The organism is Chlorobium phaeovibrioides (genome assembly GCF_003968655.1).
GTDB lineage: Bacteria > Bacteroidota > Chlorobiia > Chlorobiales > Chlorobiaceae > Chlorobium > Chlorobium phaeovibrioides.
On the sequence record NZ_RXYK01000002.1, the window covers coordinates 82,063 to 108,618 of the forward strand.

At 53.9% G+C, this 26,556-nt stretch carries 25 protein-coding genes; 16 read left to right on the top strand and 9 right to left on the bottom strand.

From position 1 onward, the window contains the following. Positions 1-8: 8 nt before the first annotated feature. Positions 9-1,337: a pentapeptide repeat-containing protein gene (locus EKD02_RS02035; RefSeq protein WP_126341602.1), complete on the bottom strand. Its 1,329-nt coding sequence runs from the start codon at positions 1,335-1,337 to the stop codon at positions 9-11. Between the two features lie 172 nt (positions 1,338-1,509). Between EKD02_RS02035 and EKD02_RS02040 the strand changes: the two genes are divergently transcribed. Beyond that, positions 1,510-2,193: an SDR family oxidoreductase gene (locus EKD02_RS02040; protein ID WP_126341601.1), complete on the top strand. Its 684-nt coding sequence runs from the start codon at positions 1,510-1,512 to the stop codon at positions 2,191-2,193. Between the two features lie 31 nt (positions 2,194-2,224). Here the strand turns inward: EKD02_RS02040 and EKD02_RS02045 are convergent, their stop codons facing one another. From EKD02_RS02045 to EKD02_RS02075, 7 genes are all read right to left on the bottom strand, one after another. Then, positions 2,225-2,587, bottom strand: a complete 363-nt coding sequence (locus EKD02_RS02045; RefSeq protein WP_011890887.1) for a response regulator — start codon at positions 2,585-2,587, stop codon at positions 2,225-2,227. Further along, the gene (locus tag EKD02_RS02050; protein ID WP_126341600.1) at positions 2,584-5,970 is read right to left on the bottom strand and encodes a PAS domain S-box protein; all 3,387 of its coding nucleotides are present in this window, start codon (positions 5,968-5,970) and stop codon (positions 2,584-2,586) included. Before EKD02_RS02050 ends, EKD02_RS02045 begins: the two co-directional genes overlap by 4 nt. A 40-nt stretch (positions 5,971-6,010) precedes the next feature. After that, on the bottom strand, positions 6,011-7,411 hold the full coding sequence (locus EKD02_RS02055) for a sodium:solute symporter (protein ID WP_011890884.1): 1,401 nt from the start codon (positions 7,409-7,411) through the stop codon (positions 6,011-6,013). A 21-nt stretch (positions 7,412-7,432) separates the two neighbouring features. Continuing rightward, on the bottom strand, positions 7,433-8,593 hold the full coding sequence (locus EKD02_RS02060) for an exo-beta-N-acetylmuramidase NamZ family protein (RefSeq protein ID WP_126383580.1): 1,161 nt from the start codon (positions 8,591-8,593) through the stop codon (positions 7,433-7,435). Beyond that, positions 8,590-9,549, bottom strand: coding sequence for a nucleotidyltransferase family protein (locus tag EKD02_RS02065; protein ID WP_126341598.1), 960 nt, complete (start codon positions 9,547-9,549; stop codon positions 8,590-8,592). Before EKD02_RS02065 ends, EKD02_RS02060 begins: the two co-directional genes overlap by 4 nt. Next, a complete protein-coding gene (locus EKD02_RS02070; protein ID WP_126383582.1) occupies positions 9,549-10,553 on the bottom strand; it encodes an aminoglycoside phosphotransferase family protein in 1,005 nt (334 codons plus the stop codon). Before EKD02_RS02070 ends, EKD02_RS02065 begins: the two co-directional genes overlap by 1 nt. A 90-nt stretch (positions 10,554-10,643) precedes the next feature. Next, the gene (locus EKD02_RS02075) at positions 10,644-10,871 is read right to left on the bottom strand and encodes a hypothetical protein (RefSeq protein ID WP_011890880.1); all 228 of its coding nucleotides are present in this window, start codon (positions 10,869-10,871) and stop codon (positions 10,644-10,646) included. Between the two features lie 442 nt (positions 10,872-11,313). Between EKD02_RS02075 and EKD02_RS02080 the strand changes: the two genes are divergently transcribed. From EKD02_RS02080 to ribH, 15 genes are all read left to right on the top strand, one after another. Further along, complete coding sequence (locus EKD02_RS02080; RefSeq protein ID WP_342352896.1) at positions 11,314-11,772, top strand: DUF1997 domain-containing protein; 459 nt, start codon at positions 11,314-11,316, stop codon at positions 11,770-11,772. A gap of 136 nt (positions 11,773-11,908) precedes the next feature. Next, positions 11,909-12,142 (top strand): metal-sensitive transcriptional regulator, encoded by a 234-nt coding sequence (locus EKD02_RS02085; RefSeq protein ID WP_011890878.1) that lies wholly within the window; start codon positions 11,909-11,911, stop codon positions 12,140-12,142. A gap of 6 nt (positions 12,143-12,148) precedes the next feature. Then, positions 12,149-13,474, top strand: coding sequence for a TolC family protein (locus tag EKD02_RS02090; protein WP_126383586.1), 1,326 nt, complete (start codon positions 12,149-12,151; stop codon positions 13,472-13,474). A 40-nt stretch (positions 13,475-13,514) separates the two neighbouring features. Further along, positions 13,515-13,931: an efflux RND transporter periplasmic adaptor subunit gene (locus EKD02_RS02095; RefSeq protein WP_126383588.1), complete on the top strand. Its 417-nt coding sequence runs from the start codon at positions 13,515-13,517 to the stop codon at positions 13,929-13,931. Next, positions 13,928-17,134 (top strand): efflux RND transporter permease subunit, encoded by a 3,207-nt coding sequence (locus EKD02_RS02100; protein WP_126341593.1) that lies wholly within the window; start codon positions 13,928-13,930, stop codon positions 17,132-17,134. Before EKD02_RS02095 ends, EKD02_RS02100 begins: the two co-directional genes overlap by 4 nt. Positions 17,135-17,160: 26 nt before the next feature. Next, complete coding sequence (locus EKD02_RS02105) at positions 17,161-17,469, top strand: hypothetical protein (protein ID WP_126341592.1); 309 nt, start codon at positions 17,161-17,163, stop codon at positions 17,467-17,469. A gap of 8 nt (positions 17,470-17,477) precedes the next feature. Continuing rightward, complete coding sequence (locus EKD02_RS02110; protein ID WP_126341591.1) at positions 17,478-18,125, top strand: hydroxyacylglutathione hydrolase family protein; 648 nt, start codon at positions 17,478-17,480, stop codon at positions 18,123-18,125. Between the two features lie 228 nt (positions 18,126-18,353). Beyond that, positions 18,354-18,800, top strand: a complete 447-nt coding sequence (locus EKD02_RS02115; RefSeq protein WP_126341590.1) for a CBS domain-containing protein — start codon at positions 18,354-18,356, stop codon at positions 18,798-18,800. Positions 18,801-18,942: 142 nt separating this feature from the next. Then, entirely contained in the window at positions 18,943-20,646 is a 1,704-nt protein-coding gene (locus EKD02_RS02120; protein WP_041470228.1) for an FAD-binding protein, read from the top strand. Between the two features lie 13 nt (positions 20,647-20,659). Next, complete coding sequence (locus tag EKD02_RS02125) at positions 20,660-21,694, top strand: succinate dehydrogenase/fumarate reductase iron-sulfur subunit (RefSeq protein ID WP_011890870.1); 1,035 nt, start codon at positions 20,660-20,662, stop codon at positions 21,692-21,694. A 15-nt stretch (positions 21,695-21,709) separates the two neighbouring features. Next, positions 21,710-22,558 carry a CoB--CoM heterodisulfide reductase iron-sulfur subunit B family protein gene (locus EKD02_RS02130; protein WP_126341588.1) on the top strand — a complete coding sequence of 283 codons (849 nt, stop codon included), beginning with the start codon at positions 21,710-21,712 and terminating at the stop codon, positions 22,556-22,558. A gap of 106 nt (positions 22,559-22,664) precedes the next feature. Then, positions 22,665-23,720: a uroporphyrinogen decarboxylase gene (gene hemE / locus EKD02_RS02135; RefSeq protein WP_011890868.1), complete on the top strand. Its 1,056-nt coding sequence runs from the start codon at positions 22,665-22,667 to the stop codon at positions 23,718-23,720. Between the two features lie 75 nt (positions 23,721-23,795). Next, positions 23,796-24,623: an ion transporter gene (locus tag EKD02_RS02140; RefSeq protein ID WP_126341587.1), complete on the top strand. Its 828-nt coding sequence runs from the start codon at positions 23,796-23,798 to the stop codon at positions 24,621-24,623. Between the two features lie 102 nt (positions 24,624-24,725). Next, positions 24,726-25,367, top strand: coding sequence for a D-sedoheptulose-7-phosphate isomerase (locus EKD02_RS02145; protein ID WP_126383590.1), 642 nt, complete (start codon positions 24,726-24,728; stop codon positions 25,365-25,367). Positions 25,368-25,386: 19 nt separating this feature from the next. Continuing rightward, a complete protein-coding gene (gene ribH, locus EKD02_RS02150; RefSeq protein ID WP_126341585.1) occupies positions 25,387-25,854 on the top strand; it encodes a 6,7-dimethyl-8-ribityllumazine synthase in 468 nt (155 codons plus the stop codon). An 8-nt stretch (positions 25,855-25,862) separates the two neighbouring features. Here the strand turns inward: ribH and EKD02_RS02155 are convergent, their stop codons facing one another. Beyond that, the gene (locus tag EKD02_RS02155; RefSeq protein ID WP_126383592.1) at positions 25,863-26,555 is read right to left on the bottom strand and encodes a lysophospholipid acyltransferase family protein; all 693 of its coding nucleotides are present in this window, start codon (positions 26,553-26,555) and stop codon (positions 25,863-25,865) included. Between the last annotated feature and the right edge of the window lies 1 nt (position 26,556).

Sequence of the window (26,556 nt, forward strand, 5' to 3'; positions counted from 1 at the left end):
TTTTTCTCTCAGGGAGCGAGTGTCGCCCTGTTCATGACTGCCCATGCTCTGGTGGCGGCCTTGCCTGAGGGAAGTGTTGTGGATGGGGAGAATGTTGCGCCTGAAAAATCGGCGTCCATGATGTTGGCTCCCTTCAGGTTGGCCCCGGAGAGGTCTGCTCCGGAAAGGTCTGCATCAAAGAGTGAGGCGCCCTCAAGAGTGGCTCCATTGAGATTTGCGCCCGAAAGGGTTGCCCCGTAGAGCATTGCGCCGGAAAGGTTGGCACCGCTGAGATCCGCATTTTTCAGAAATGCACGGTCGAAGTTGGCTTTCTGGAGGTTTGCCTCTTTAAGGCAGGTTCTCTTCATGTCGGCTTTTCGGAAGTCGGCATTGCGAAGATCGGCCCCTGTCAAGTCGGCCGTGTCAAGCATTGCGCCGGCGAAATTGCTGCCGGAGAGAACTGCTTTTTTCAGGTCTGCACCTCTGAGGCTGGTCTTTTCAAGTGTTTCTTTTTTCATGGTGACTGTCATCTCCGGCCTGCTGCTGCGCAGTCGGTTCCATGCCGCCACATCATCCCGGAGGAGTTCCTGCTCGCGCTTACCTGCGCTGCTGACGCCTGTTTCTGCTGAGGGGGCTGTCAAGACAGTTGTTTCTTCAGGCAGTTCCACCGGGGGAGCCTGTATGGAGTTATGTGAGGTGGTGTGGTTCTGGTCGAAACGGGCTCCCCGTCTCATGCACCATCCCCGGTCTGCCGGTTCACCAGAGGGCAGAATGGTTCCTTCGGAGAGAGTTGCTCCCTGCAGAATGGCGTTGGGCAGAAATGTTGCTCCCTGAAGGTTTGCCCCCCTGAGGTTGGCGTTGGTGAAATCGGTTTCAAAGAGGATGGCGTTGGTGAGATTTGCGTCCATCAGGTCGGCTTCCCTCAATCTGGCCCATCTGAGGTTTGCTCCTGCGAGGCTGCTCCGACGGAGCGATGCCTCTACCATATATGAGCTTTTCAGGTTGGCTTTGTTCAACCAGGAACCTGCAAGGTCGGCACCTTTCAGGTCGGCTTTTTGTATGAACGACATTGCCAGATTTGACCCGCTCAGATTTGCCTCATCAAGACGGGCGCCGGAGAGATCGGCTCGAACGAGAATGGTTCCGCTGAGGTTTGCCCTGTTGAGCTCGGCATCTTCAAGGTCGGCTTTGTAGAGGTCCATGACCCTTTCCGGACTGCTGCTGCGCATGGTATTCCACCCCGGAATGTCGGTTTTAAGCAGCTTCAGACTTTCAGGATTGAAGGCTGTTGCCTCTGCTGAGAGGAACATCAGCATTGCCGGCAGCATCAGGATGGTGGCTATTCTTGTGAATTTCATGCTGCTTCTTGTTTATATGAATAAGGTGCAGGTGGTTGCGGGCCAGTCCTCTCTCTTGATAAAGTAATGAATTTTCACATCCAGAGAGAAACTTTCCTTTGCCGGGGCGGGTTCTATAGTGGGAAGTTAGTGGTAAGCAGTTTCATCAACCCATCAAGAGACAGAGACGCATATGAACAGTATGGAGAAGGTGCTCGTTGCCGGTGCAACAGGGCGGACAGGGCAGTGGGTGGTACGGCGTCTTCAGCATTACGGCATACCGGTGCGGGCGCTTGTGGGTTCGGCCGGAAAGGCATCGGTATTTGATGCAGGAGTTGAGATTGCGGTGGGAAGAGTAGGAGATCGTGCTGCACTTGACAGGGCGGTGCAGGGGTGCTCGGCGGTTATTTCCGCACTGGGTTCGAGCTCCCTCAGCGGAGAGTCTTCACCCGCGGAGGTTGACCGGGATGGAGTCATTCGTCTGGCTGATGCTGCGGCCGCGGCGGGGGTAAGCCATTTCGGTCTTGTGAGTTCACTGGCGGTTACCCGTTGGTACCATCCGCTGAACCTGTTTGGCGGGGTGCTTCTGATGAAAGCGGCAGCTGAGAAGCATGTGCGGGAGCTCTTTTCGACCGGGGGCAGGAGTTATACCATTGTCCGTCCGGGGGGGCTGAAGGATGGAGAGCCGCTGAAGCACCGTATGGTTGTGGGTCAGGGCGATCATATGTGGAACGGCTGGACGAACCGCTCTGATGTCGCCGAACTTCTTGTGCTCTCCCTCCGGCTGGATACAGCCCGCAACAGAACCTTTGAAGTTGTCAGTGGCGATGAGGCCCCGCAGGAGAGCCTTGACTACTGCTATGATGGACTGAGCTGACGCGGCCATCATGCGCTGCTTTCCTATCCGTTCAATCAAGTAGCTTCAGGCTGAGGAGGAGCTCCTGGACGCTGAAGGGTTTTTTCAGGGTTGCGTCTGCTCCGAGGGCGTCGGCCAGAACCAGATAGTTTTCGGGGCCGACTTTTCCTCCGCCTGAAATGGCGATGATTTTGAGGTCGGGATGGGATTTGCGAACCTCCATAATCGTTTCAATCCCCTCTTTTTCGGGCATGATGAGGTCGGTTATCATGAGAGTTATCGCCTTGTTTTCATTGAGCATCCGGATTCCTGTGACTCCGTCGCCGGCCTCAATGACCTGGTGCCCTTCCCGTTTCAGTGTCGTGCAGATGAATTTTCTGACGGCGGGATCATCATCAATGACAAGAATGTTCATGCTGCAGTGGGATTGTGTGGTGAAATGACTTCGTTGATTGTGGTGGCCAGCTCGGAGCGCCGGACCGGTTTTTTCAGGAAGCGGCTGATGCCGTAACGGTTGATCGGGGTGGTCAGTTCAATGTCTTTGTCGTATCCGGTAATCAGTATGACCGGCAGGTCCGGGTTGAGTTTGTGTGTCTCTGCTGCCAGTTCAATTCCAGTCATGCCCGGCATGGTGAGATCGGTGATGAGCAGGTCAATGTTGCCTGGGTTTTCATGGTATCGTTCCAGCGCCTTCTGGGGCGAGCTGAATGGTTCAATGGTGAACCCGAGCTGGGGAATCAGGGTTTTCATCATGGTGACGGTGGCCTGTTCATCGTCAACGAAGAGAATGTTGCCGTTTCCTCCCTGTACCGGCTCAACTTCTGGTTTCGCGACAAGCTTGTCTTCAATCACAGGGAGATAGACATGAAAGGTTGTTCCTTTTCCCTGTGAGCTTTCAACTGTAATCTCTCCCTTGTAGCTGGTAATGATTCCATGGACCACCGACAGTCCGAGGCCGGTTCCTTTGTTGACCGATTTGGTGGTGAAGAAAGGCTCAAAAATCCTCTCCAGCGTCGCTTCGTCCATTCCCTTGCCGGTATCGGTTATGCTCAGGTGTATATGGGTGACTTTCTGCAGGGTTGGGAGCAGGTGCCGCAGCTGCCGGTCGGGAACCATTTCATGGAGCTTTATGGACAGAATGCCTCCCGATTCCTCCATGGCCTGAAACGCATTGGCTGCGAGGTTGACGATGACCTGGTGAATCTGCGAAGGATCGGCAAGAATGTTTCTGGCGGCGGCGTCTATATCCCTTTGAATGGTTATGGTTGCGGGAATGGAGGGGCGCAGGAGCTTGAGTGCCTCTTCAATAATGGTCGGGATATGGACGGTGGTTGGTTGGCTTTCCTGGGCCCGGCTGAAGGTGAGCACCTGCCCTACAAGGTTTTTTGCCCGTTCTGCGGCATGGATGATCTCATTGAAATAGTCGTGCAGCGGGTCTTCTTCTGCAAGTGAGGAGAGCCCCATTTCAGCATAGCCGAGCATGGGGGTGAGGATATTGTTGAAGTCGTGGGCAATTCCCCCTGCAAGGGTGCCGATGGTTTCAAGCCGCTGGGTGTTGCGCAGGCGGGACTCAAGCGCGTCTTTTTCTTCCTGCGTTTTTACCCGCCGGGTGATGTCGAACAGAATGCCGTCAATGCCAGAAAACTCTCCTTTGCTTGAAAACGCGGGCGTCCGGCGGTCTTCCACCCATCGAAAAGCCCCTCCGCGAGAGACAATTCTGTATGTCAGGGTTGCTGATGCAGTCGTCTTCCCGATGGTGCGGTTGGAGTGTTCAACAATGCGGCGGTCTTCAGGGTGGATGAGTTCCATGCTCTCAAACAGTCCAGCTTCAAATTCCTCTTTTGAAAAGTCGGCGAGAAACTCCTTGACCATAGAGAGGATGGTTGTCTTTCCCTCCTCGTTGATGCGGTAGACCGCTCCGGGTATGTTGTCAATCAGAGTCTGGAACTCCCTGACCATCCGTTCTTTGATGGCCATGTTCCGGATGGTCTCCTCAGCTTTTTTGACATCTGTCAAGTCCACTGAGACCCCTCTGACTCCAGAGAATCGGCCGTTTGTTATGATTGCAGAGCTGTAGAGGACGAGCGGGAATGTTGTTCCGTCTTTGCGGATGGCGGTGTATTCATGGTTGTTGGACGAACGCTCTCCCCTGGCCATGATAGCCATGTTCTTTTGTGCCTTCTGAGCTTCTTCGGGTATGGCGATGCGGAAAATGGAGAAGCTGTCGGCAAATTCTTCAGGGGTGTAGCCGAACACCTCCGACGACTTTTTGTTGCCGTAGGTGACAATCCCTTCCGTGTTGATTTCAAACAGCGGAAGGGGAAGGTTGTCAGTCAGCTGCCGGAACCGCTGCTCGCTTTCCGTGAGGCTCTGTTCCGAGAGGAGGCGTTCTGAAATGTCGCGGCTGATTCCAAAGAGGACCGGCTGGTTGTTCAGTTTGGCTGCTGTGATACGGGTTTCAACGGGAATGAGGGTGCCTTCAGCGGTCTGCAGCGGTACGCGACAGGTATCACCCTTTCCTGCGAGCATCGCTTCCACATTGGCTTTTGCCTCATCTCTCTGGTCGGTCGGGTGGAAATCGAGCACATGTCGTCCATGAATCTCTTCAGCTGAATATCCGAGCCGTTTCTGTGTTGTTTCATTGGTGTGGATGACCTTTCCCTCCTTATCGACAATGAAGAGAAGATCGTCAATGGTGTCGAACAGCAGTTCGAAATTGCTTCTTGCCGCGGCAATCTCCTCCTGGTGACGGGCCTGCATGATGGCTGCGCCGATATGGGCGGTGACTGATTCCAGCGCTTTACGGGAATATTCCGGTACCTGATAGAGCGTGTGCGAGGCAACATTGAGGTTGCCGATGACTTCGCCTTTACTGGTGATGGGGATGATGCTGATTGCCAGAAGCTGTTCACGGCGCACGCTTTCGCGGTCGGCAGAACTGGTGTTTCGGTAGTGATGATAGACCGGTTTTCCCGCCAGTATAAGCTTAAACTGTTTTGAATCGGCAGGATAGAGTCCTTCCTTCCGGACGAATTCATCTGAAAACCCGATCTGGTAGGTGAGGGAGAGCTCCTGCCGCTCTTTATTGAAGAGATATATCCCGCCGCAGTCCATGCCCGATACGGAGATGGCTGCTTCAAGGCAGAACCTGAGGGTCTCATGGAAGGATGTGGAGGCGTTGAGCCTGATTGCAAGGTCAAGTTCTGCATGGATGCACTTTTCGGCCCGCTGCCGCTGAAGTGCATTGGCTATGATTCCGCCGGCGAATGTAAGGGCTGGAGCTGTGTCGTTCCCCCAGACCATTTCCTTTGCAACAGCGTCAAGGCCGATATATCCGAAGGAGGACTTTCCGGAGGCGAGCGGGATGATGATCAGCGACTTGATGTTCTGAGCTTCCAGAACATCCTTTTCAGCTGCGGCTTCCGGCGGCAGCTCGGATATTCTGGGGATCATCAGGGTTTCATTGCCCTGAATCCTTTCCATCAGGAAGGGAAACATGTCGGTCGGCAACCCTTTGAGAAAATCAATTTGGGGTTCAATGCCTTCCCTGCACCACTCATGGGTGTTGTCCATGAGGGTACGGTCATCGTTGAATTCAAAAATGTAGCTTCGGTCGGCCTTAAGGAATTCCCCGATGAGGCTGAGCGTGCTCTTGACCATCTCGTCAATGTCTTCATACTGTACGCTGATGAAGAGACTTGAAAGGGAGGTCATCAGTTTTTTTGTCGAACGGGCCGTGTGCGAGTGTGCCTTTGGCGTGCGTTTCTGCGGCGTTGTCCGAGGGGCTTTTTTGTTCATTTTTTAATGTAATGATACCCTTGTCAAAAAAGAAAGCTGCTCAGCGTCTGATGGTTCTGATGAGGGCATCAATAAAGAATACGGCCGGAATGTTGACGGCAACGGAAATGAGGATGAACCAGGTCCAGGCAATAGGGGTGGCGCTGTCAAGAAAAAATACCGTGGCCATGCCCGCAAGCAGTCCTGCACCAAGGCTTGCGGGGTGAAAGTTCTGCCGGTGTTTGGAGAGCAGGAAGAGGCCAAGCAGCCCTCCATAGGTGTAGGATGCGATTTTCAGCCCTACCATGATGATGGCTTTGTCGTTTTCGTTGAAGGAGAGGGCTATGGCAATGAGCGCCCCTGCCCATCCGAGGCTGATTATGCGCGATGCACGCAGTGAGGGGCGCCCTCCGAGAAGGTCTGTAACGGTTGATGCCGCAAGAGAGTTGATGGAGGAGCCGATTGTCGACATGGCAGCAGAGAGAATGCCGGCAAGAAGCAGCCCTTTGAGCCCGGATGGGAGGCTGTGAACGATGAACGATGCAAATTCACGGTCTTTGAGAGCGGGCGCACCGTCGGCGAACAGGTACATAAGCGAGCCGGCAAGAAGGAAAATTGCGAACTGGAGAAAGACGAAAAAACCGCTGCCGATCAGTGCTTTTCGTGCTGCGCTGAGGCTGCTGCAGCCAAGTACCCGCTGAACCATCATATAGTCGACACCATGTGAGCCGAGGGAGAGGAACAATCCGCCAAGAAAGGCGCCCCAGAACGACATGGGGTTGGTCAGAACATCGCCGGCGAACGAGATGACATGGAGTTTTCCGGAGTCCGAAAGAGTGCTGAGAGCGCTGGTGAGTCCTCCTTCAAGCTGGAGGGAAATGAATGCAATTGTGATGATTCCGCCCGCCAGATAGAGGACGAACTGGGCGCTGTCGAGCCAGGCAACAGCTTTCAGCCCTCCCGAGATGGTGTAGACGAGGGTGACGGCACCGATGATGACAACCGAGAGCGGCATGCTCCAGCCGGTTACCACCTGCACCACCACTGCCGTGGCAAGGAAACGGATTCCGTCGCCCAGTATTCTGGTGACGAGGAAGACGATGGAGGCAAGGCGCTGCATCCCCTTGCCGTAACGAGCCCCGATGATTTCATAAATGGAGGTGACCCCTTCGCGGAAATACATGGGGAGCAAGAGGGCGCTGACCAGAAATCTCCCGGCTATATAGCCGAGTGGCAGCTGCAGGAACGACCAGTCGCCGCGGTAGGCAAGGCCCGGAACGCTGACGAAGGTGAGTACCGAGGTTTCAGTGGCTACGATGGAGAGCATTGCTACCACCCATGGAAGCTTGTGGCTTCCGAGAAAATAGTCGCCGGTTGTTTTGTTGCTTTTCCCCTGCCAGAGTCCGAAGAGCGTGTTTCCGAGCAGGAAGAGAATGACGATTGCCGTGTCGAGAGGCTGCATGGAGCGGTGTCTGGGGGTTGGTCAGTAAAGGTGGAATGGCTGCTTGAAGCGGCGGAATTCGCCCTCTTCCTCCTGCCAGGAGTACAGAATGTCCTGCACTTCTCCCCCTTCAAGGATGGTGGTTCGTATCCGGCTGCTTCCTGTCAAGAGATCAAATGCCGGGATGGTGTCGTTGAACTCGTAGACCTCTTGAAGGAACTGCAGCTGCTCTCCATAGAGCGAATTGATGGCGGCTGTCATGGCCACACCGGCGGCAAAGGGGCGGAACAGCTGCGGGTTGGTGATATGAAGCCAGATAGCTCCGATTTCCTCTCCGGCGAATTTGTGGAAGGTCGGCCGGAACCAGGTCGGGCGGAAGAGTACCCCGTCAAGGTCAAAGGAACGGCATCGGTCGGCAAGCTCCATTGGATTGATGAAGGGGGCTCCGGAAAGCTGGAAAGGGGTGGTCGATCCGCGCCCTTCCGATACATTCAGCCCTTCGAAGAGGCACATGCCGGGATAGACGGCGGCGGTTTCGACTGTGGGCATGTTGGGAGATGGCGGTATCCATGGCAGGCCTGTGTCTGCGTAGAGCATCCGGCGCTCCCATTCCTGCATCTGTATGACTGTCAGTTTGAGGTCGGGCTTTGCGTGATCAAGGTAGAGGCCTGCAAGCTCGCCGGCTGTCAGGCCGTGGCGGACGGGTACGGGGAACATGCCGACGAATGAATGGAACCGGGGGTCAAGCATCGGCCCCTCCACAAGTTCTCCTCCGAGGGGGTTGGGGCGGTCAAGTACCATAAGCTCAATGCCCATGCCGGAAACCGCTTCCATGGTGAGCGCCAGGGTATTGACATAGGTGTAGTAGCGGGAACCGACATCCTGCATGTCGAAAATAATCAGATCAAGCCCTTCAAGCAGAGCCCGGTCCGGCACAAGCGAGGCTTCGCTGTTGCCATAGAGGCTGACGGTTTCAATGCCTGCAGTCGGCTTGCTGCCAACAGCTATCTGGTCCTGCTCGGTAGCGAAGACGCCGTGCTCGGGTGAAAAAATGCGCTCTATCTTTACCCCTTTTTTCGCGAGAGCCTCCCATGAGTATTCAAGCGAGGCGGTGAGTGAGCTCTGGTTGACCATCAGGCCAATCCGCCGCCCGAGGCAGATTCGGGGATCGCTGAGCAGTATTTCAAGTCCTGTGGCTGTCATCGCACCCTCATGTTTTTTAGCGGTTCCCCGGAAGTCAGACAGTTCCAGGGATCCGCAACGGCTCCCGAAAGAGCGGTCCCGTCCGGAACGATAGTTCCGGGCAGCAGCACGGAGCCTTCAATGCGGCAGTCTTCCCCTATCCTGCAGTCTGCCCCTATGACTGATCCGTCGATCAGGGCCGAAGGATGGATGAGGGCGTCGGGTGAAATCTTATGGGGCTTTGTGCCTGTGGCTGCTTCAACCGCCTCGCCTGTCCGGTTGATGACTTCATTGGCTGAGAGGTTGGCTTCCCGATAGCTTGTGAGTGTGCCGATATCCCGCCACAGCCCTCTGTGCTCATGATATCCGAGCTGATGGCGCTCAAGCAGCCCGTTGAATCCGGTTTCAACGATGCCCGAAAACCCGGGGTGCAGATGCTCGAAAATAGCCGGACTGAAGACGGCGCTTCCTGTATAGATATATGAGGAGGCGATGCCGGTTCCCCGACGGTTGGCGAAGTCGCAGACGAGGCCGTCTTCCACTCCCACCGTTCCTATGGATGGAGCGTCGGGTGTTGGGTGGAGGCAAAGGGTTCCCGCAAGGCCTGAGCGCTGGTGTGCATCGGCAAGTTCCCTGAAATCAATGTCGGTGATGATATCGCTGTTGACCAGCAGGAAGTCTTCCTCCCCGAGCAGGGGTTGGCAATGCTTGAGGCCGCCGCCGGTTCCCAGAATCTCGGGCTCCACAGAAAAGGTTATGGTGAGGCCGGGGATGCAGCTTGTTTCAATCTGGCGCCGAATGCTGTCGGCATGGTGGTGAATGTTGCAGATGATTTCCGTTATGCCGGCCTTTTTGAGCAGGGCGAAGGTATAGAAGAGTCCCGGGATGTTCAATACCGGCACAAGAGGTTTTGGCAGATGGTCGGTCAGCGGGCGGAGCCGGGTGCCGAAGCCGGCGGCAAGGACAAACGCTTTCATCAGCTCACTCCCGCATAAAGAGGCGCCAGCAGCGCCATCGCTTTTTTCAGTTCCGGGTGCGGCAGCCGATAGTCCTCAAGATAGGCGAGAGTGGGGGCAATGGAGTGTTCATATCCTTGCTTGCCGAGTGTCACTGTCTGAAAGCAGAAGGTGCCGATTGCCTTGATGCTGCGCTGGAAGGAGGAGAGAGTGAAATAGTGGAGATACTCTTCATAGCTCTCACAGGAGAGCTCCCTCTCAATGAGTCCCTGGTGGTGGCGGAGTGTCAGCTCCTCTCTGAGTGCATCGTCAATGCGGATGTAGGAGTCGCGAAGGAGGGAAGCGGCGTCATACTGCGCCAGCCCCATCCGGGCGTCCTGAAAGTCTATGATGACGGGAGTTGCGTCGTGGATCAGAATGTTTCTGCTGTGGTAGTCCCGATGGTTTGGAACAAAGCGGTCGGGGAGAACCAGCATATCGGCAATGGTTTCAAATTCCCGGCGAAGAGCGCCTGCCTGCAGGGGGTTGAACACTTCCGAGAAGTAGCCAAGCAATGCATGTTCAATGAAGAAATCAAATTCGAACATCAGTTTTTCCCTGTCAAAGGCCAGAGAGAATGGCAGGCTGTTTTTCTCCCCCTTCATGGACTGGATGAGAAGCATTGTGTCGACGGCAGAGCGATACAGGTCGGCGGCTGCATCCGGCGACAGATCTTCTGCTGCGTTCTGAAGCAGAAGGTTGCCGCAGTCCTCAAGCAGGAGCGTGCCGCTTTGGCGCTCTTTGGCAATGACCTCGGGAACCCTGACGCCCTTTGCAGAGAGCATCTGCTGCATATGAAGAAAGGGGTAGGCTTCTTGTGGGGGGAGCGAGGCAAACGCAGGATCATGGCAGCCTATCAGTGAGGCTTTCTCAAGGAAAATCCTGAAATATTGACGGCCGGATGCATCTCCCTGAACTGGAGTGATGCTGACGGGCGCGAGTCCCGCCCTCTCGGAGAGGATGCGGATGTTGTTTTCAATCGTCATTTCTTATGGGCGGTTCGGGGGCCTCTCTCAAAAAAAAAGGCACCTTACGCATTTCAATTGCATAAGGTGCCTGTGAAGAGGTGCGCCTGCTTACTGTTTCGGTGCAACAGAGGAGGAAACGCTCTGGATTGCCTCTGAAGCAGTGTTTGCAATGGAGCCGGTCAGGTCGGTGACGGCTTTTGCGAGCGGGCCTGCAGCATCGGTGATGAGGTTCAGGCTGTTTTTCATGCAGTCCAGCTGAAGCTGAATCAGTTTGCCGGCAGTTTCGACAACGGTGTTGATTGCGCCGCTGATGTCAGGAGTTGTTCCGTTTGCCATGATGGTTCTTGTTTTTGGGTTTATGGAAATCGTTTTGATGGAAATCAGAATCGGGCATTGTACATTTCATGCCATGAGCCGCTCTTTGTGTCACCCGAATGGTTTCGAAATTATTTTTTTGTAAACTAATGATTTTTTTTGAGCCGGGCAAGTGGAATATCGGTCCAAAGCAATTGCTCTTCAATGTGTTAGGGCGTTGTAACGGACTTATGGGCAGGGGCGGGGAACTCTTCAATTTGAGGTTCGGTTTATAGCATTACCGCGCATAAGCGCTTCTTTCACTTATTGTTTGTTTCTGTTTATGGAAGTTATTGGAAAAAGTAAGCGCACAATCATTCTTGAGACCTGCTTAAGGGATTCGACTGTATATTTTTCGGATCATGAGAGAATCATTCGCTGCAACCCCTACTGCACCCATGTCGTTTTTATTCCTGAAAGTGATATGTACAAGTGGGTGTTTCAGGTCAACGACCCGAGGGACAACCCCATCACCGCAGTATTCTTCGTCCGTCAGCTGGAAGATGACGGGAGCCTTGATTCGCCGCATCCGGGAGAGGCGCCCGGCGGCTTGACGGGCCGATGCATCAGGTGGGTGAGCGCCGAGGCGCCCGACGAATCGCATCTTCCGTCCGAAGCAAACGCCTTTGTGGGGCGGACGGATTCACGAATCTGCCTCTATCATCTTTCAGAGGGCCGTACCGAGGTTCACTTTGAGACCGACATCACGCTGGACTTCACGCTTTCCTTTCCATTGAACATGATGCCTGAAGGAATTCTGAAGTTCATGACAGAAACAGTGATGTCACAGATTATGCAGCAGGCAACTGAAAGCATGCTTTCGCAGGTGCAGGGTGATATTCAGTGCAGTTCAGCCCGGCCGGAGCTGGGAGGGGACGGTTGAACAGGGTTCAGTGTTTGAGGGGAGCTGTGATGTTTTGTGTTCCTTGCTTTTTTTTGTATTCTTACTACCCTTACTGGGTATAGGTATCAAGGATAAGGTATGTGCCGTACCGGTATGGGACAACACTGGAGACGCTATGGCTGACGATGTAATACTGCGGCTGAAAAAAATGGGAGGCCAGGTGGAAGGCCTCATCAGAATGCTGGAGCGGGGCGAGTCCTGCGAAAATGTCATTACGCAGTTTCAGGCAGCCAAGGCCGCGCTGGACACTACATTTTCTCTTGTGCTTGAGCGCAATCTCAAAGAGTGCATGAGTCACGACGACTCGAAAAATGTTGAAAAGATTCTTAAACTGATTTCCAAACAGTAACATACGATGAAGGTATTCAAGGCGCTGGCCGCTGTTCTGGTTGCGGCTTCCCTTTGCGCTCCGTCAGGAGCTGAGGCTGCTCAGAAAACGCTGAAACTTTCCCTCCCGGATGCCATTTCGATGGCCCGCGAGAACAACAATACCATCAAGGCTGCCAAAAGCCGGGTGGAGCAGGCAGAAGGACGGATTGTGCAGAGCCGCCAGAGCTATCTGCCCTCGCTGACGCTTTCTGAAAATTTTGTGCGCACCAACGACCCGCTCAATGTTTTCGGCATCAAGCTGATGCAGACGAATGTCAATCCTGAGACTGATTTTGGGCCGACCCTCAACGAGGCTGATCCCATCAGCGACTTCAACACCTCGCTCCAGCTCATGCAGCCGATTTTCAATCGTGACGGCGCAATCGGCCGCGGCATGGCAAAGAAGGCGAAGGTCGCCGAAGAGTTCATGACGGCCCGGACCGAAGAGACGATTGATCTCTATGTCAGCAAAGCCTATTACGGCCTGATGCTCGCTCAGTACAATATCGTCGCTGTCGATAAGTCGATTGCCACTATGAAGCGCCACAGCGCGGAGGCCGAAAAGGCTTTCCGGGCCGGGATGCTCCCGAAATCAGACAAGCTTTCCACAGAGGTTCGCCTTGCGGAGCTCCGCGAGCAGAAGATGATGCTTGAGGACGGCGCAAAGAATGCCGTTGATGCTCTCTCTGTTCTGCTTGATCTGGAGGAAGGTGTGCAGGTTGAGCCTACCGGCGCTCTGGCTGTTGATGCCGAGATTCCTTCATTTGCAGATGTTGCTGTTGAGGGCGATCGCTCCGACCTCCGCGCCATGGAGACCTATCGCGAGCTGGCCGAGAAACAGGGTGATATGGCCCGTGCTGGTCGTATTCCCCGTCTTAACGCTTTCGCACGCGCTGATAATCATACCGCTGATTTCGATACGGATGGATCGAGCTGGATGGTGGGCATGAGCCTGGAGTGGAAGATTTTTGATGGCATGGCCATTTCTGGAAAAGTTCAGGAGGCGAAGGCTCGGGAGCGCGAGGCGCGCTACAGTTATGATGCCGCAAAGAGCAACAGCGTGGCTGAAGTGGCCAGGGCGATTCGCTCTATGAGGACGGCTAAAGAGCGTGTGGGAGTTGCCGGCCAGGCTCTTGAGGAGGCGAAGGTGAGTCTTGACTACATCGGAGGCCAGTATCGGACAGGCAAAGCTATGACTTTTGAGCTCCTGATGAGGGAGGGTGCATATACCTACGCAATGATGAGGCTGAACCAGGCTAAATTTGATTACTGCGTAGCCAAAAGCGAACTGACTTATTACGGGGCGAAGTAAGCTCGCCCGCTGCAACTGAACGGTAAAACCAAAGAACCATATGTCACTGAAAAAGACCAATATTGTTTTTGCGGCGCTGCTGACCCTGCTTTTTGCGGGTTGCGGTGGCCATGAATCGCCGGCTCCGCAGGCGGCCTCAAGCCCGGCTGAAACCGTTTCCGTCGAGGGACTGGTGGCTGTCAGGGCGGTTGAGGGAGAGGGTAACGGCGGGTATTTCGTTGTTCCCGCTTCGGCTGTTTTCAAGGAGGGTGCCATGACAGGTGTGCTCGTTTCAGGAGCATCCGGGCGCATTGATGTCCGCTGGATAAGCGCCGGGCATGCGGTTGGCAGCAATGTCGTCGTGCTTGCGGGTTTGAGTGAGGGGGAGCTTGTGGTCGGATCATACGATCCGGCACTGCGTGAAGGTTCAACAGTAACAAAGAGTCAGGCTGTGACAGAGGAGGATCAGTCCAAATGAATGAAGGTATTGCAGGCAAAATTGCCAAACAGTTTATCAATTCGAAGATAACGCCCCTTCTGATGGTGGCGTCGCTCCTTGTGGGCATCATTGCAACATTCATGACTCCCAGGGAGGAAGAGCCGCAGATTGTTGTGCCTATGGTCGACATCTTCATTCCTTACCCCGGCGCAGCGCCCTCCGAGATTGAAGAGCGGGTGGCCAAGCCGTTTGAGCGCACTCTTACCGAAATTCAGGGGGTTGATTATGTCTATTCGACTTCTCTCCCCGATTTTGCTCTGGTGACCGTCCGTTACGATGTGGGCGCCAATACCGAGGAGAGCATGGTGAAGCTCTGGGCGACGCTCATGAAGAATATGGACAAAATGCCTGCGGGTGTGCAGATGCCGCTCATGAAAAAGGTGTCCATTGACGATGTTCCTGTGCTGAACCTCACTTTCTGGGGCAAAGACACCGATCCGTATCAACTGCGCAAAGCTGCGCTTGATGTGGCCGATGAGCTCAAGAAAATTCCCGATATTGGAGATGTGGAGATCAAGGGCGGCCTGAAGCGACAGGTGCGCGTTCTTCTCGACAAGGAAAAACTTCTTCGCTACAATGTCAGTGCGCCGCAGATTATGCGGCAGATTCAGTCGGCTAACAGCCAGATCACTTCGGGTGATTTCACCAGCATGAACCGTGAAGTCATTGTCCGCACCGGAAAGTTCCTTGAGAGTGCCGGAGAGGTTGGCAGCGTGGTTGTGGGTGTGTATGGCGGCTCGCCTGTGTATGTGCGCGATGTGGCCACAGTTGTTGATGGCGCTGAAGAGGTGGACAACTACAACTTCCTTACCTGGGGTGCTGCAGCTCCCGAAGGTATGCCTGAGGGCGAGTATCCTGCTGTTACCCTGACGGTAGCAAAGCGTCAGGGTACTGATGCCAGTGTGCTTGCCGGTAAGGTGGTGGCTAAGGTTGACCAGCTTGAGGGCAGTGTGATTCCAGAAAACATCACTGTTACCCAAACCCGCAACTACGGCGAAACGGCAACGGAAAAAGTGTTCACTCTTCTTGAGCATCTCAGCATTGCTGTGGTTGCCGTGACAATTGTTGTCGGTTTCTTCCTTGGATGGAGAGGCGCGCTTGTCAACTTCATGTCGGTGCCGATCACTTTTGCGCTGACGCTGCTTGTCTATTTCCTTTTCGACTACTCCCTGAACAGGGTGACGCTGTTTGCACTCATCTTTGTTACTGGAATTGTGGTTGATGACTCCATTATCATAGCTGAGAACATTCACCGGCACTTCGCCATGAAGCGGCAGCCGAAACTGCAGGCCGCCATCACTGCGGTCAGCGAGGTCGGCAACCCGACCATTCTGGCAACCTTTACGGTTATTGCCGCTGTTCTGCCGATGATCTTTGTTTCCGGCCTGATGGGCCCCTATATGAGCCCTATGCCCATTGGCGCATCTCTGGCCATGATCTTCTCGCTTCTTGTTGCCCTCATAGCTACGCCGTGGCTCTCCTACAGGCTTCTGAAGGTTGAGGATGGCGGACATGAAGAGTATGATATCACCAAAACCTCTTACTACAGGGTATTCAACTCCATTCTTTCGCCTCTTATCGACAGCGGCCTGAAACGCTGGATGGCTTTTGGTGTGGTTGGGCTTATGCTTGTTGGAGCCATTGCACTTGTGCCACTGAAGGCCGTGCAGATGAAGATGCTTCCATTTGACAACAAAAACGAGTTCCAGGTCATCATAGATATGCCTGAAGGAACGGCTCTTGAAGAGACTGGTCGCGTAGCTAAGGAGATTTCAGCATATCTGCGCACTGTGCCGGAGGTTGAGAGCTGCCAGTACTATGTGGGTACGAACGCCCCTATCAATTTCAACGGACTCGTGCGCCATTACTACCTCCGGCGTGGAGACAATATGGCTGATGTGCAGGTGAACCTGATTGAAAAAGGGCATCGCAGCCTGCAGAGCCATGATATAGCCAAAAAAGTCCGCGCTGGTGTTCAGGAAGTTGGCGGGAAATACGGTGCGAACGCCAAGATTGTTGAAATTCCTCCCGGTCCTCCGGTCCTTTCCACTCTTGTTGCCGAAATTTACGGCCCGACAGAGAAAGACCGGATTGAAGTTGCCCGGCAGGTGAAGAAGATTTTTACTGAAACTCCTGGAGTGGTTGATGTTGATTGGCTTGTTGAGGATGATCAGGAGGTTTACGAACTTCTGGTGGACCAGGTCAAGGCTGCGTCGCGTGGTGTGAGTGTTGAGCAGATTGCCCAGACGCTCCGCATGTCGGTTGCCGGTATGGATGTGGGTGTGCTGCACGGCCAGCCGGACCGTGAGCAGGTTGCCATACATCTGCGTCTCCCCAAGGCCGACAGGACTTCGCTCAAGGACCTTTCCAATATATTCGTGCAGTCGCAGGGTATGGGCTCCATGACCACCCGTCTGCGCGCAGGCGAGATGATTCCGCTCTCGGAGCTGGTGACAATTGAAAAGACCATTCAGGACAAGAGCATCTACCGCAAGGATCTTCATGATGTTGTGTATGTGACGGCAGATGTTGCCGGTATTACAGAAAGCCCTGTGTACGCCATGCTTGAAATGGACAAGAAAATTGCCCAGCTCAAGCTACCAGGCGGCCTGTCAATCAGTCCGCTCTACACCTCGCTGCCTGATACCGAATCAAAGCCCGCCATGAAGTGGGATGGAGAGTGGCAGATCACCTTCGAGGTGTTCCGCGACCTCGGCACTGCTTTTGCTGTGGTGCTGGTCATCATCTATCTGCTGATTGTCGGCTGGTTCCAGTCGTTCAAAACGCCGCTCATCATGATGATTGCCATTCCGCTGAGCCTTGTGGGTATTATTCCCGGCCACTGGATACACGGCGCATTCTTCACAGCAACCAGCATGATAGGTATGATAGCCCTTGCGGGAATCATGGTGCGTAACTCGGTGCTCTTGATTGACTTCATCCAGATCCGCAGGAATGAGGGTGAGGGTTTGAAGCAGGCCATCATCGAGTCGGCTGCCGTGCGTACCCGTCCGATCATTCTGACTTCGGGCGCCGTCGTTATCGGCTCTGTCGTCATGCTCTTTGACCCGATTTTCCAGGGGCTTGCCATTTCAATGATCTGGGGTGGTGTACTCTCAACGGCGCTGACGCTGGTTGTTGTTCCGCTTGTGTACTACATGGCAGAAAAGAAATCCAATTAACCTCAGAGAGAAAAAGAGAGAGCATTATGAAGTTTCTCGCTATCATGGGCCATGAAGAGACCCGCCCTCAGGTTCGCAAACTGTTTCAGCAGTATCGGGTACATATGTTCTCGAACATAGCAATCCGTGGCTGCAATTGCCAGCGCAGTGAGATGGAGAGCATGTCCTGGTGGCCCTCTGACGAAAGTCTTGGTACTTATTCCTCACTCTGCTTTGCCATTCTTGACGCCTCAAAGGCTGAAGAGATCATGGCTGAGCTTGAGAAGAATCCCATTGCCGTTGATAAGGACTTTCCTGCCCGGGCCTTCCTGATGAATGTTGAAAAATTTGCCTGAAGAGCGCTGTGCCCTTAGAGGTTGAACAGTTCCGCACCGGTGGCGACAGGAACTTCGGTTACCTCTGTGCCGACACCTTGAGCCGTGAGGCGTTCATTGTCGACCCGTCATACAACCCTGACGGGATCGTTCTCAGGGCTCGTGAGGCCGGTTATCGGCTGAAATATGTTTTTTCAACACATGGCCACGAAGACCATACCTGCGGTAACCTTGATATAAAGCGCCTGACGGGGCTTGAACCGCTTCTTTTTGGGAGTATCTGCCCCTCAGCCATGATACCGGTTGAGGATGGCGCCCGTTTTCCCCTTGGCAACGGTGAGATTCTCATTCTCCACACTCCGGGCCATACCCTCGACTCCATCTGCATTCTTTACGGCGATGCCCTGTTCACTGGCGATACGCTTTTTGTCGGGAAGGTGGGGGGGACTGCCACTGAAGATGAAGCTCGCATCCAGTACGACTCACTGCACCGGAAGCTCTTGACGCTCCCTTCGGCGACGAGGGTTTGGCCGGGTCACGATTACGGCGTCTGCCCGTCGTCGGATATTGGTTCTGAATACGCCTCAAACCCCTTTCTTGTACAGAAAGATTTCTCCGCATTTCTTGCCCTGAAACAGAACTGGCCCGCCTACAAGAAGGCGCATGGAATCGCATGAACAGTAGATTTATCGGGTGATTCCTCGTGACGGTTCGGGGCGTAACAGATGCGGGCTTTTGTGAATCAGCTCGCTTTTGCTTACATTAATAGTTCGATTTTTCCCCTTCGGGTGGTTTAGTGAGACCTCTTCCTGCGTTGAGCATTCACTATGACCGCTACTGCGGGAAGCACTGTATTCGGCCCGTCCGGCGTTTTTTATCCACTCACAGTAACCCTGTTGTCAACTATGGACCAGCTTATTACCTTACGCACCCTCCCTGTTTCGGCTCTCATGCAGAAGGATTTTGCCATGATCAAGGGCAGTTGCACAGTTGCCGAGGCTCTACAGACCATGAAGAAGAGCGGCGAGAGCGGTCTCATTGTCGAGCCCCGAAATGAAGACGACTGCTACGGAGTGATTACTGAAAGAGACATTCTTGGCAAGGTGATTGATCCTGGCGAAGATATCCATCGTGACCCCTGGAACACCCCTGTCTTCCAGATCATGAGCAAGCCGGTCATCAGCATCAATCCGAGTCTTCGGGTCAAGTATGCGCTCCGCATGATGAAGCGCACCAATGTCCGCCGCCTTACGGTGATGGACGGAAACAAGGTTGTCGGTGTGCTCAATATGGCTGATGTCCTTCATGCCGTTGAGGAGCTTCCAGCCCATGATGATCATGTAGCCCTGTAACAGGGCTCACTCCTTCTGCCTCTCCAGTCTGACCAGAGAGCGAGATTCAATCCAGAATGCGGGGGCCCGCAGCAGCTGCGCCCCTCTATTTAATCAGTGCGCCTGCTCTCCTGATGCAGGCCCGTAAATGAGATTTGAGCGAATGAAACCATTTGATATCATTATTGTCGGTGGAGGAGGGGGTGGTCTCTACGCAGCCATGGAGGCGATGAAGACCAATCCGTCTCTGAAGATTGCCGTTCTTTCAAAAGTATATCCCAACCGTTCGCACACTTCTGCTGCCCAGGGTGGCGCAAATGCGGCCCTTGCCAACAAGGCGAAGGACGATTCAGTTGAAATGCATATTTTCGATACCATCAAGGGAAGTGATTACCTCGCCGACCAGGATGCCGTCGACATTCTCTGTTCCGAAGCTCCCAAAATCATTCGTGAGCTCGACAACATGGGCACTCCGTGGTCGCGTCTGGACGACAAAACCATTGCCCAGCGTCCTTTCGGTGGTGCCGGCAGACCCCGCTGCTGCTATTGCGCCGACAAGACGGGTCACACCATTCTCCAGACTCTTTACGAGCAGTGCCTCAAGAAAGGGGTTGTCTTTTTCAATGAGTATTTCGCGCTGAACCTTTCGGTTTCGGGAAGCCGTATGAAGGGGCTCATTGCCATGGATATGAAGACTGGTAAAATCGAGGGGTTATCGGCCAGGACTGTCATTTTTGCCACTGGTGGTTATGCCAAAATGTACTGGAACCGTTCAAGCAACGCTGCAGGCAACTCCGGCGACGGCCAGGCAATTGCCTACCGTGCAGGCATACCCCTTAAAGATATGGAGTTTGTGCAGTTCCATCCCACCGGCCTGCGCAAGAGCGGTCTTCTTGTGACCGAGGGAGCCAGGGGTGAGGGGGGATATCTGGTGAACAGTCTTGGCGAGCGCTTCATGGCGCGGTACGCACCTGAAAAAATGGAGCTTGGTCCCCGCGACCTGGTTTCCCGTTCCGTTGAAACTGAAATTCTTGAAGGACGGGGCTTCGAGAGCCCTGCCGGTAAATACATGCACCTTGATCTTACCCATCTTGGTGCCGATCTCATCAAGTCGCGTCTGCCACAGATCCGTGAGATGTCGATGTACTTTGAGGGTGTTGATCCGATTGAGGAGCCCATTCCCATCCGGCCGACGGCACACTATTCCATGGGCGGAATAGATACCGACAACTTTGGCCGTACGGTGATGGAGGGTGTTTACGCTGCGGGTGAATGTGCCTGTGTTTCAGTTCACGGCGCCAACCGTCTTGGCGGTAACTCGCTGCTTGATATTCTGGTGTTTGGTCGTATTGCCGGACACGCCGCAGCAGAAGAGGCGCGCAATTTCGAGCCGGGAAACATCTCAGAGGAGGAGGTTCGGGAGTCTGCCGAAGAGATTCGGAATTATATGAAGCCTGCCGGACATTTTGAGCGCTACGGTGCACTTCGCGAGGAGTTGGGCCAGACGCTTGCCAACAATGTCGGTATCTACCGCGAGGCATCACTCCTGCAGAAAGGTATGTCGGATATTGAGGAGCTCAGGGAAAGGTTCAAAAAGGTCAGGGTGTTTGATACCAGTGATGTGTTCAACACCAACCTCCTGCAGGTGCTTGAACTCCGCAACATGCTTGACCTCTCTGAAACCGTTGCAGCCGGGGCATATGCCCGTGAAGAGAGCCGCGGCTCACATACCCGTACCGATTTCCCGAACCGTGATGACGAGAAGTGGCACAAGCATACCCTTGCTGCTCTTGAGGGAGGAAAGCTTGCGCTTGGCGAAAAACCGGTGACGATGGGTCGTTATGAACTCCAGGAAAGAACTTATTAATTAATTATAGCTCATGACTGTAGCAGCAGACCAGCATAATGAAGGAAAGAGGGATGTGACCCTGCGGGTGTTCCGGCTCAACCCCCAGGTAGACAGCAAGCCCTATTACGATGACTATACCATTCCTGTCGAGCGCGGTATCACGGTGCTTCGTGCGCTGAACTATATCAAGGAGAACATCGACGCCTCCATCAGCTACCGGGTCTTCTGTCAGGCAGGCATCTGCGGATCATGCGGCATGCGCATCAACGGCATATCCAAGCTTGCCTGTACGACGCAGGTGTGGGATGAGCTGTCGAAATGCCGCGAAGAGGGGATCATCAAAATTGAGCCGCTCCGCAACATGCCTCTCATCAAGGATCTCATTGTTGATATGGATCCTCTTGTGGCCAAAATGAAGCACTACTCCAACTGGGTTGATTCCACCATGCCGGAAGCCGAGATGGGTAAAAAAGAGTTTCTTGTTTCCGAGGAGGAGTTCCTCCGCTACGACAAGGCGACCGACTGTATCCTTTGCGCTTCGTGCGTTTCCGAGTGCAGTATCCTGCGGGCCAACAAGGACTATGTTTCCCCGGCGGTTCTTCTGAAATCATACCGTATGAACGCCGACAGCCGTGATGGCATTCACGATATACGGCTTGCCGAGCTTGTTCAGGATCACGGTGTGTGGGATTGCACCCACTGCTACCGCTGCCAGGAAACCTGTGTGAAAAGCATTCCCATCATGGATGCCATTCACGGTATCCGTGAAGACGCCATAGAGAGCCGTGGCATGAAAGATACCGCCGGTTCAAAGCATGCCGAGGCCTTCATGTCGGATATCAGCAAGAAAGGTAAGCTTGTTGAGGCAACCCTGCCGTTCCGTACCAACGGTGTTGCATGGACCGTCAAGAATCTTCTGCCGATGGCGGTGAAGATGATTCTCAAGCGCCGTACCCCGCCGCCGCCGCCGCTTGTAAAGTCCTCTAAGGGGATCAAGCAGTTCCGTGCGGAGTTCAAGGAGATGTCGGAGCATGTCAAACAGGATCACAAGACTCACAACAAATAATTGGGGGAGTACCGGATGAAGAGATATGCATATTACCTGAGCTGCATCAACGAGTCGATGACAAAAGAGCTTGACCGTTCGATAGCGCTCTGGCAGAAGGATCTCGGGATTGAGTTGGTGCATCTCCACGAAAGCACCTGCTGCGGTGGCAGCAATCTGGACTATGTGAGCCCGAAACATTTTGCGCTGGTCAATGCCCGGAACATTGCGCATGCCGAAAAAATGGGGCTCGACCTCGTCGTATCGTGCAATACCTGCCTGATGACCATCCGCACAGCAAAAAAGAAGCTTGATGCTTCGCCGGAACTGCGCGCTGAGGTCAACGAGATTCTCAAAGCCGAGGGGTTGGAGTACCGGGGGACTTCCGAGGTTCGTCACCTGCTCTGGGTTCTTATCGACGATGTGGGGCTTGATGCCATCAAGGCAAAAGTGAAGGTGCCGCTCAGCCAGTACCGCATTGCACCATTTTACGGATGCCATATTCTCCGCCCTTCGACTGTTCTGGGCAAGGACAATCCGCTCGACCCTACTTCGCTCGACCAGCTTATTGAGGCTCTTGGTGGAAACACCATACCCTATACCCACAAGAACCGCTGCTGCGGGTTCCATACCCTGCTTGTGGCTGAAGAAGAGTCGCTCAGCGTTGCTGCGGAGGCTCTGGGTGAGGCGATTGATGAGAAGGCCGACTTTATTGTTACACCATGTCCGCTCTGCCATACCGTTCTTGATGGCTATCAGGCAAAAGCACTCAAGCAGGCTGATATTCACGGCTCCATTCCAGTGCTGCATCTTTCGGAAATGGTTGGTCTCGCGCTTGGTTACACTGCCAAGGAGCTCGGCGTCAAGCGTCATATTGTCAGCTGAAGGCTGGTGGACAGCTTTGAACAATGGTTGAAAAATCGTACCTTGGCTGGTTCGTATTGATCAAGGGACAATCCAGTTTTGTTCAACACTCAAACTTTTGCACTCCATGCTCAAAAATGATCTCTTTCTCCGGGCATTAAAAAGACAGCCATGTTCCAGGACTCCCATCTGGGTCATGCGTCAGGCTGGACGCTATCTTCCCGAGTATCGCGCCATCCGCGAAAAAACCGACTTCCTGACACTCTGCAAAACTCCGGAGCTTGCTGCTGAGGTAACCATTCAGCCTGTTGAGCTGATGGGCGTGGACGCGGCAATCATCTTTTCCGATATTCTTGTGGTCAATGAGGCCATGGGGATGGATGTAGAGATCATTGAAACCAAAGGTATAAAGCTCAGTCCCCCGATCCGCTCGCAGGTTGATATCGACCGCCTCTCGGTGCCCGATGTTCACGATAAACTCGGCTATGTGCTTGATGCCATTCGTCTGACCAAGAAAGAGCTTGACAACCGCGTCCCCCTCATCGGGTTCTCCGGTGCTGCATGGACCCTCTTTACCTATGCGGTGGAAGGTGGTGGTTCAAAGAACTACGCTTTTGCCAAGAAGATGATGTTCCGTGACCCGAAAATGGCTCACATGCTTCTGAGCAAGATTTCAAGTGTCATTTCCGACTATGTCTGTGCACAGGTCGAGGCCGGAGCCGATGCAATCCAGATTTTCGACTCATGGGCAAGCGCTCTCTCCGAGGACGATTACCGTGAGTTCGCCCTACCCTACATCAAGGAGAATGTGCAGGCGCTGAAAACCAAATACCCCGACATTCCGGTTATTGTTTTCTCCAAAGACTGCAACACCATTCTTGAAGACATTGCTGCAACCGGTTGCGATGCCGTAGGACTTGGCTGGGGCATTGACATTGCCAAAGCCCGCACAATTCTGGGTGACCGCGTCTGCCTTCAGGGCAATATGGATCCTACGGTTCTCTACGGCACACCCGAGAAAATCAAGGCTGAGGCCGGCAAGATTCTCAAGCAGTTCGGACAGCATACTGCCAATTCAGGTCATGTATTCAACCTCGGTCACGGCATTCTGCCCGATGTTGACCCTGCAAATCTGAAACTGCTGGTTGAGTTTGTCAAAGAAGAGAGCGCCAAGTACCATTGAGGCGCCCTTAATTGCTGATTCATTATAAAACTCCGCTGCCGTCACTCACGGGGGCGGAGTTTTTATTGTAGATCCATGAGAGAACAATCGACTTTGAGAGGGCGGCTGCGGCATATCATTTTCGACTATGATACCCTGCCTGCAAAAGCTTTTGACCTGGCGCTGATTGTCGCCATATCCTGCAGCGTGCTCGTTGTCATGCTTGACAGCGTCGGCCCGCTCCATACCCTTTATGGCCCGCTGTTTCTCAGGCTTGAGTGGTTTTTTACCTTCCTTTTCAGTATTGAGTACCTTCTGCGCATCTATACCGCCAAAAGTGCCGCCCGCTACATGCGCAGTTTTTTCGGCATTATTGATGTGCTCTCTATTTTTCCGACATGGCTCAGCCTTTTCATTCCCGGAACCCAGTACCTTCTTGTTATCCGTTTTTTCCGCGTGCTTCGCATTTTCAGGCTGCTGAAGCTGATGCAGTATGTCAAGGAGGCGAACTTCGTGAGGGATTCAATTGCAGCGTCCGCCCGCAAGATTTTCGTTTTTCTCTTTTTCGTGTTTGTGCTGGCGAGCATTGTTGGTGGCCTTATGTACATGATAGAGGGTGAGGAGAATGGATTCCGGAGCATTCCCGAGGGGATCTATTGGGCAATCGTAACGGTGACGACGGTGGGTTACGGCGATATCTCTCCCCAGACCACTATCGGCAGAGTGCTGGCTGCGCTCCTCATGATAACCGGTTACAGTGTTATTGCCGTGCCGACAGGCATTGTTACCTCTGAAATGTCGGCTCTTCGCCGCAGCCGGGGGAAAGAGGTGTATTGCCCGAACTGCCCTTCTGCGGTGCACAGCGATGATTCCCGTTTCTGCCGTTACTGCGGGACCCGGCTCCAAAAGCCGGAGGAGGGTTAGGCGGTTGCTGCTTGTCAGGCACCCAATCTTTTCGCTATATTCATCCGGGCGACTCTTACAGTGTGGAGGACGGCTGTAAAACAACAAGAATTGATAATTGCTATGGAAGAACAGGGCAGGTGCGCATGCCGGCTTGAGGATAGGTCGCAATACGAGGAGATGGTTCTTGAAACCATGCTCTACAGCGCACGGCTCAAGGAACGGGTTGCCCGTGAAAACAGCGCGGTGATTGTTGCCATGTCGAGGCTCATGGCCGAGACCTTTGAGGGGGGTGGCCGGGTGCTCTTCTGCGGCAACGGCGGCAGTGCCGCAGATGCCCAGCATCTTGCGACCGAACTGACCATTCGTTACCGCAGCAGCGTCCAGCGACCGGCTCTTGCAGCCATAGCGCTGAGCAGCGACAGCATGGCCCTGACGGCCGGCGCCAACGACCTTGGTTACGACGCTGTTTTTGCCCGTCTTGTTGAAGCATACGGCAGGGAGGGCGACCTTCTAGTCGGAATCTCGACAAGCGGCAACAGCCAGAGCGTCGCGAATGCCTTCATGGCAGCACAGGAGCGAGGAATGAATTGTATCGCCCTGCTTGGTGGAGACGGCGGCGCCATGAAGGGTAAAGCTGATCTTGAGATTGTTGTACCGCATACCGGTTCGGCCGACCGTGTGCAGGAGTGCCATATTGCCATCGGCCATGTCATCATAGACCTTGTGGAGAGGATGCTCGGATACTGTACCTCCTCCCGATAACCATAACTATTTGATTCCAATGCAGATACAGCAGATTGAAGGTGGCTTCGGCGCACAGGATGCCCGCATTGCCCTTGTTGTTTCGCGTTTCAACGACTTTATTGGCCAGAAACTTGTTGAAGGCGCCATTGACTGCATCCGTCGCAATGGCGGTTCTGAGGAAAATATTGCCATCTACCGGTGCCCCGGAGCATTCGAGCTGCCGATGGTTGCCAAAAAGGCAGCTCTTACCGGCAAGTACGACGCCGTTGTCACTCTTGGTGCAATTATCCGCGGGTCAACTCCTCATTTTGATGTCATTGCCGCTGAGGCCACAAAGGGCATTGCCCAGGCTTCGCTTGAAACCGGAGTGCCCATCGCATTCGGTGTGCTGACCACGGAAAATATTGAGCAGGCCATTGAGCGCGCGGGTACCAAAGCGGGCAACAAAGGGTTTGACGCTGCGTTGACGGCCATAGAGATGATCAACCTCTATCGTGCTATGTAAAGGTCGCCCTAAAGGTTGGCTGCTATAATGCGCCTTGTGGCAGCCATGAGCGATTCCACATCAGGGAAGTCGGAGGTGCAAAGAGGTTTGCCGATAATGATGCGTACTTTTCCCTTGTTGATGGTAAGGCTTTTTTTCGGAGTGATGAGGTGGCTGCCGATGATTGTGACAGGCAGAATTTCGGCATCGGCTTTCCGTGCCACAAGGAACGCCCCGCGTTTGAAAGGGAGGAGTGTTCCCGTTTCCGAGCGGGTCCCCTCGGGGAAAATGTGCACCGACCGTCCGCTTTTTATCACTGCCGCTGCCTCCAGAAGGCTTTTGAGCGCTTCGCGGTTCTGCCCCCTCTTGATCATGACATATCCGCCGCTTTTGAGCGCCCATCCGAATACCGGTATTTTCCCCAGTTCTTCTTTTGCTACGAACCGCAGGTTGAGCTTCATCCACCCCAGAAGAAGCGGTATGTCGGCCATGCCGGCATGGTTGCTTACCACCAGATAGTTTCCTTCGGGACGGTAATTCTCTTCGCCTTCTACAGTAACCTCAATGCCAAACACCCAGGCGCTGAACCTGCCCCACAGAGTGGCAATCCGGTGGAAACGGTCGCCATTGCCATCAATTGCGTTGAGGATGAGGCCAAGAATCATGCCCAGAAGCATGATTGGAATGAGAATCAGAAAAAAAATGAGGGTGCGGATGTTCATG

Coding starts and splice junctions, on each gene's coding strand:
- EKD02_RS02050 (WP_126341600.1), bottom strand. CDS start 5,970: ATGAACAAAAAAGCCCCTCGGACAACGCCGCAGAAACGCACGCCAAAG.
- EKD02_RS02140 (WP_126341587.1), top strand. CDS start 23,796: ATGAGAGAACAATCGACTTTGAGAGGGCGGCTGCGGCATATCATTTTC.
- EKD02_RS02090 (WP_126383586.1), top strand. CDS start 12,149: ATGAAGGTATTCAAGGCGCTGGCCGCTGTTCTGGTTGCGGCTTCCCTT.
- EKD02_RS02070 (WP_126383582.1), bottom strand. CDS start 10,553: ATGACGATTGAAAACAACATCCGCATCCTCTCCGAGAGGGCGGGACTC.
- EKD02_RS02035 (WP_126341602.1), bottom strand. CDS start 1,337: ATGAAATTCACAAGAATAGCCACCATCCTGATGCTGCCGGCAATGCTG.
- EKD02_RS02045 (WP_011890887.1), bottom strand. CDS start 2,587: ATGAACATTCTTGTCATTGATGATGATCCCGCCGTCAGAAAATTCATC.
- EKD02_RS02130 (WP_126341588.1), top strand. CDS start 21,710: ATGAAGAGATATGCATATTACCTGAGCTGCATCAACGAGTCGATGACA.
- EKD02_RS02115 (WP_126341590.1), top strand. CDS start 18,354: ATGGACCAGCTTATTACCTTACGCACCCTCCCTGTTTCGGCTCTCATG.
- hemE (WP_011890868.1), top strand. CDS start 22,665: ATGCTCAAAAATGATCTCTTTCTCCGGGCATTAAAAAGACAGCCATGT.
- EKD02_RS02080 (WP_342352896.1), top strand. CDS start 11,314: ATGTACAAGTGGGTGTTTCAGGTCAACGACCCGAGGGACAACCCCATC.
- EKD02_RS02075 (WP_011890880.1), bottom strand. CDS start 10,871: ATGGCAAACGGAACAACTCCTGACATCAGCGGCGCAATCAACACCGTT.
- EKD02_RS02120 (WP_041470228.1), top strand. CDS start 18,943: ATGAAACCATTTGATATCATTATTGTCGGTGGAGGAGGGGGTGGTCTC.
- EKD02_RS02040 (WP_126341601.1), top strand. CDS start 1,510: ATGAACAGTATGGAGAAGGTGCTCGTTGCCGGTGCAACAGGGCGGACA.
- EKD02_RS02085 (WP_011890878.1), top strand. CDS start 11,909: ATGGCTGACGATGTAATACTGCGGCTGAAAAAAATGGGAGGCCAGGTG.
- ribH (WP_126341585.1), top strand. CDS start 25,387: ATGCAGATACAGCAGATTGAAGGTGGCTTCGGCGCACAGGATGCCCGC.
- EKD02_RS02095 (WP_126383588.1), top strand. CDS start 13,515: ATGTCACTGAAAAAGACCAATATTGTTTTTGCGGCGCTGCTGACCCTG.
- EKD02_RS02105 (WP_126341592.1), top strand. CDS start 17,161: ATGAAGTTTCTCGCTATCATGGGCCATGAAGAGACCCGCCCTCAGGTT.
- EKD02_RS02125 (WP_011890870.1), top strand. CDS start 20,660: ATGACTGTAGCAGCAGACCAGCATAATGAAGGAAAGAGGGATGTGACC.
- EKD02_RS02065 (WP_126341598.1), bottom strand. CDS start 9,549: ATGAAAGCGTTTGTCCTTGCCGCCGGCTTCGGCACCCGGCTCCGCCCG.
- EKD02_RS02055 (WP_011890884.1), bottom strand. CDS start 7,411: ATGCAGCCTCTCGACACGGCAATCGTCATTCTCTTCCTGCTCGGAAAC.
- EKD02_RS02100 (WP_126341593.1), top strand. CDS start 13,928: ATGAATGAAGGTATTGCAGGCAAAATTGCCAAACAGTTTATCAATTCG.
- EKD02_RS02060 (WP_126383580.1), bottom strand. CDS start 8,593: ATGACAGCCACAGGACTTGAAATACTGCTCAGCGATCCCCGAATCTGC.
- EKD02_RS02145 (WP_126383590.1), top strand. CDS start 24,726: ATGGAAGAACAGGGCAGGTGCGCATGCCGGCTTGAGGATAGGTCGCAA.
- EKD02_RS02155 (WP_126383592.1), bottom strand. CDS start 26,555: ATGAACATCCGCACCCTCATTTTTTTTCTGATTCTCATTCCAATCATG.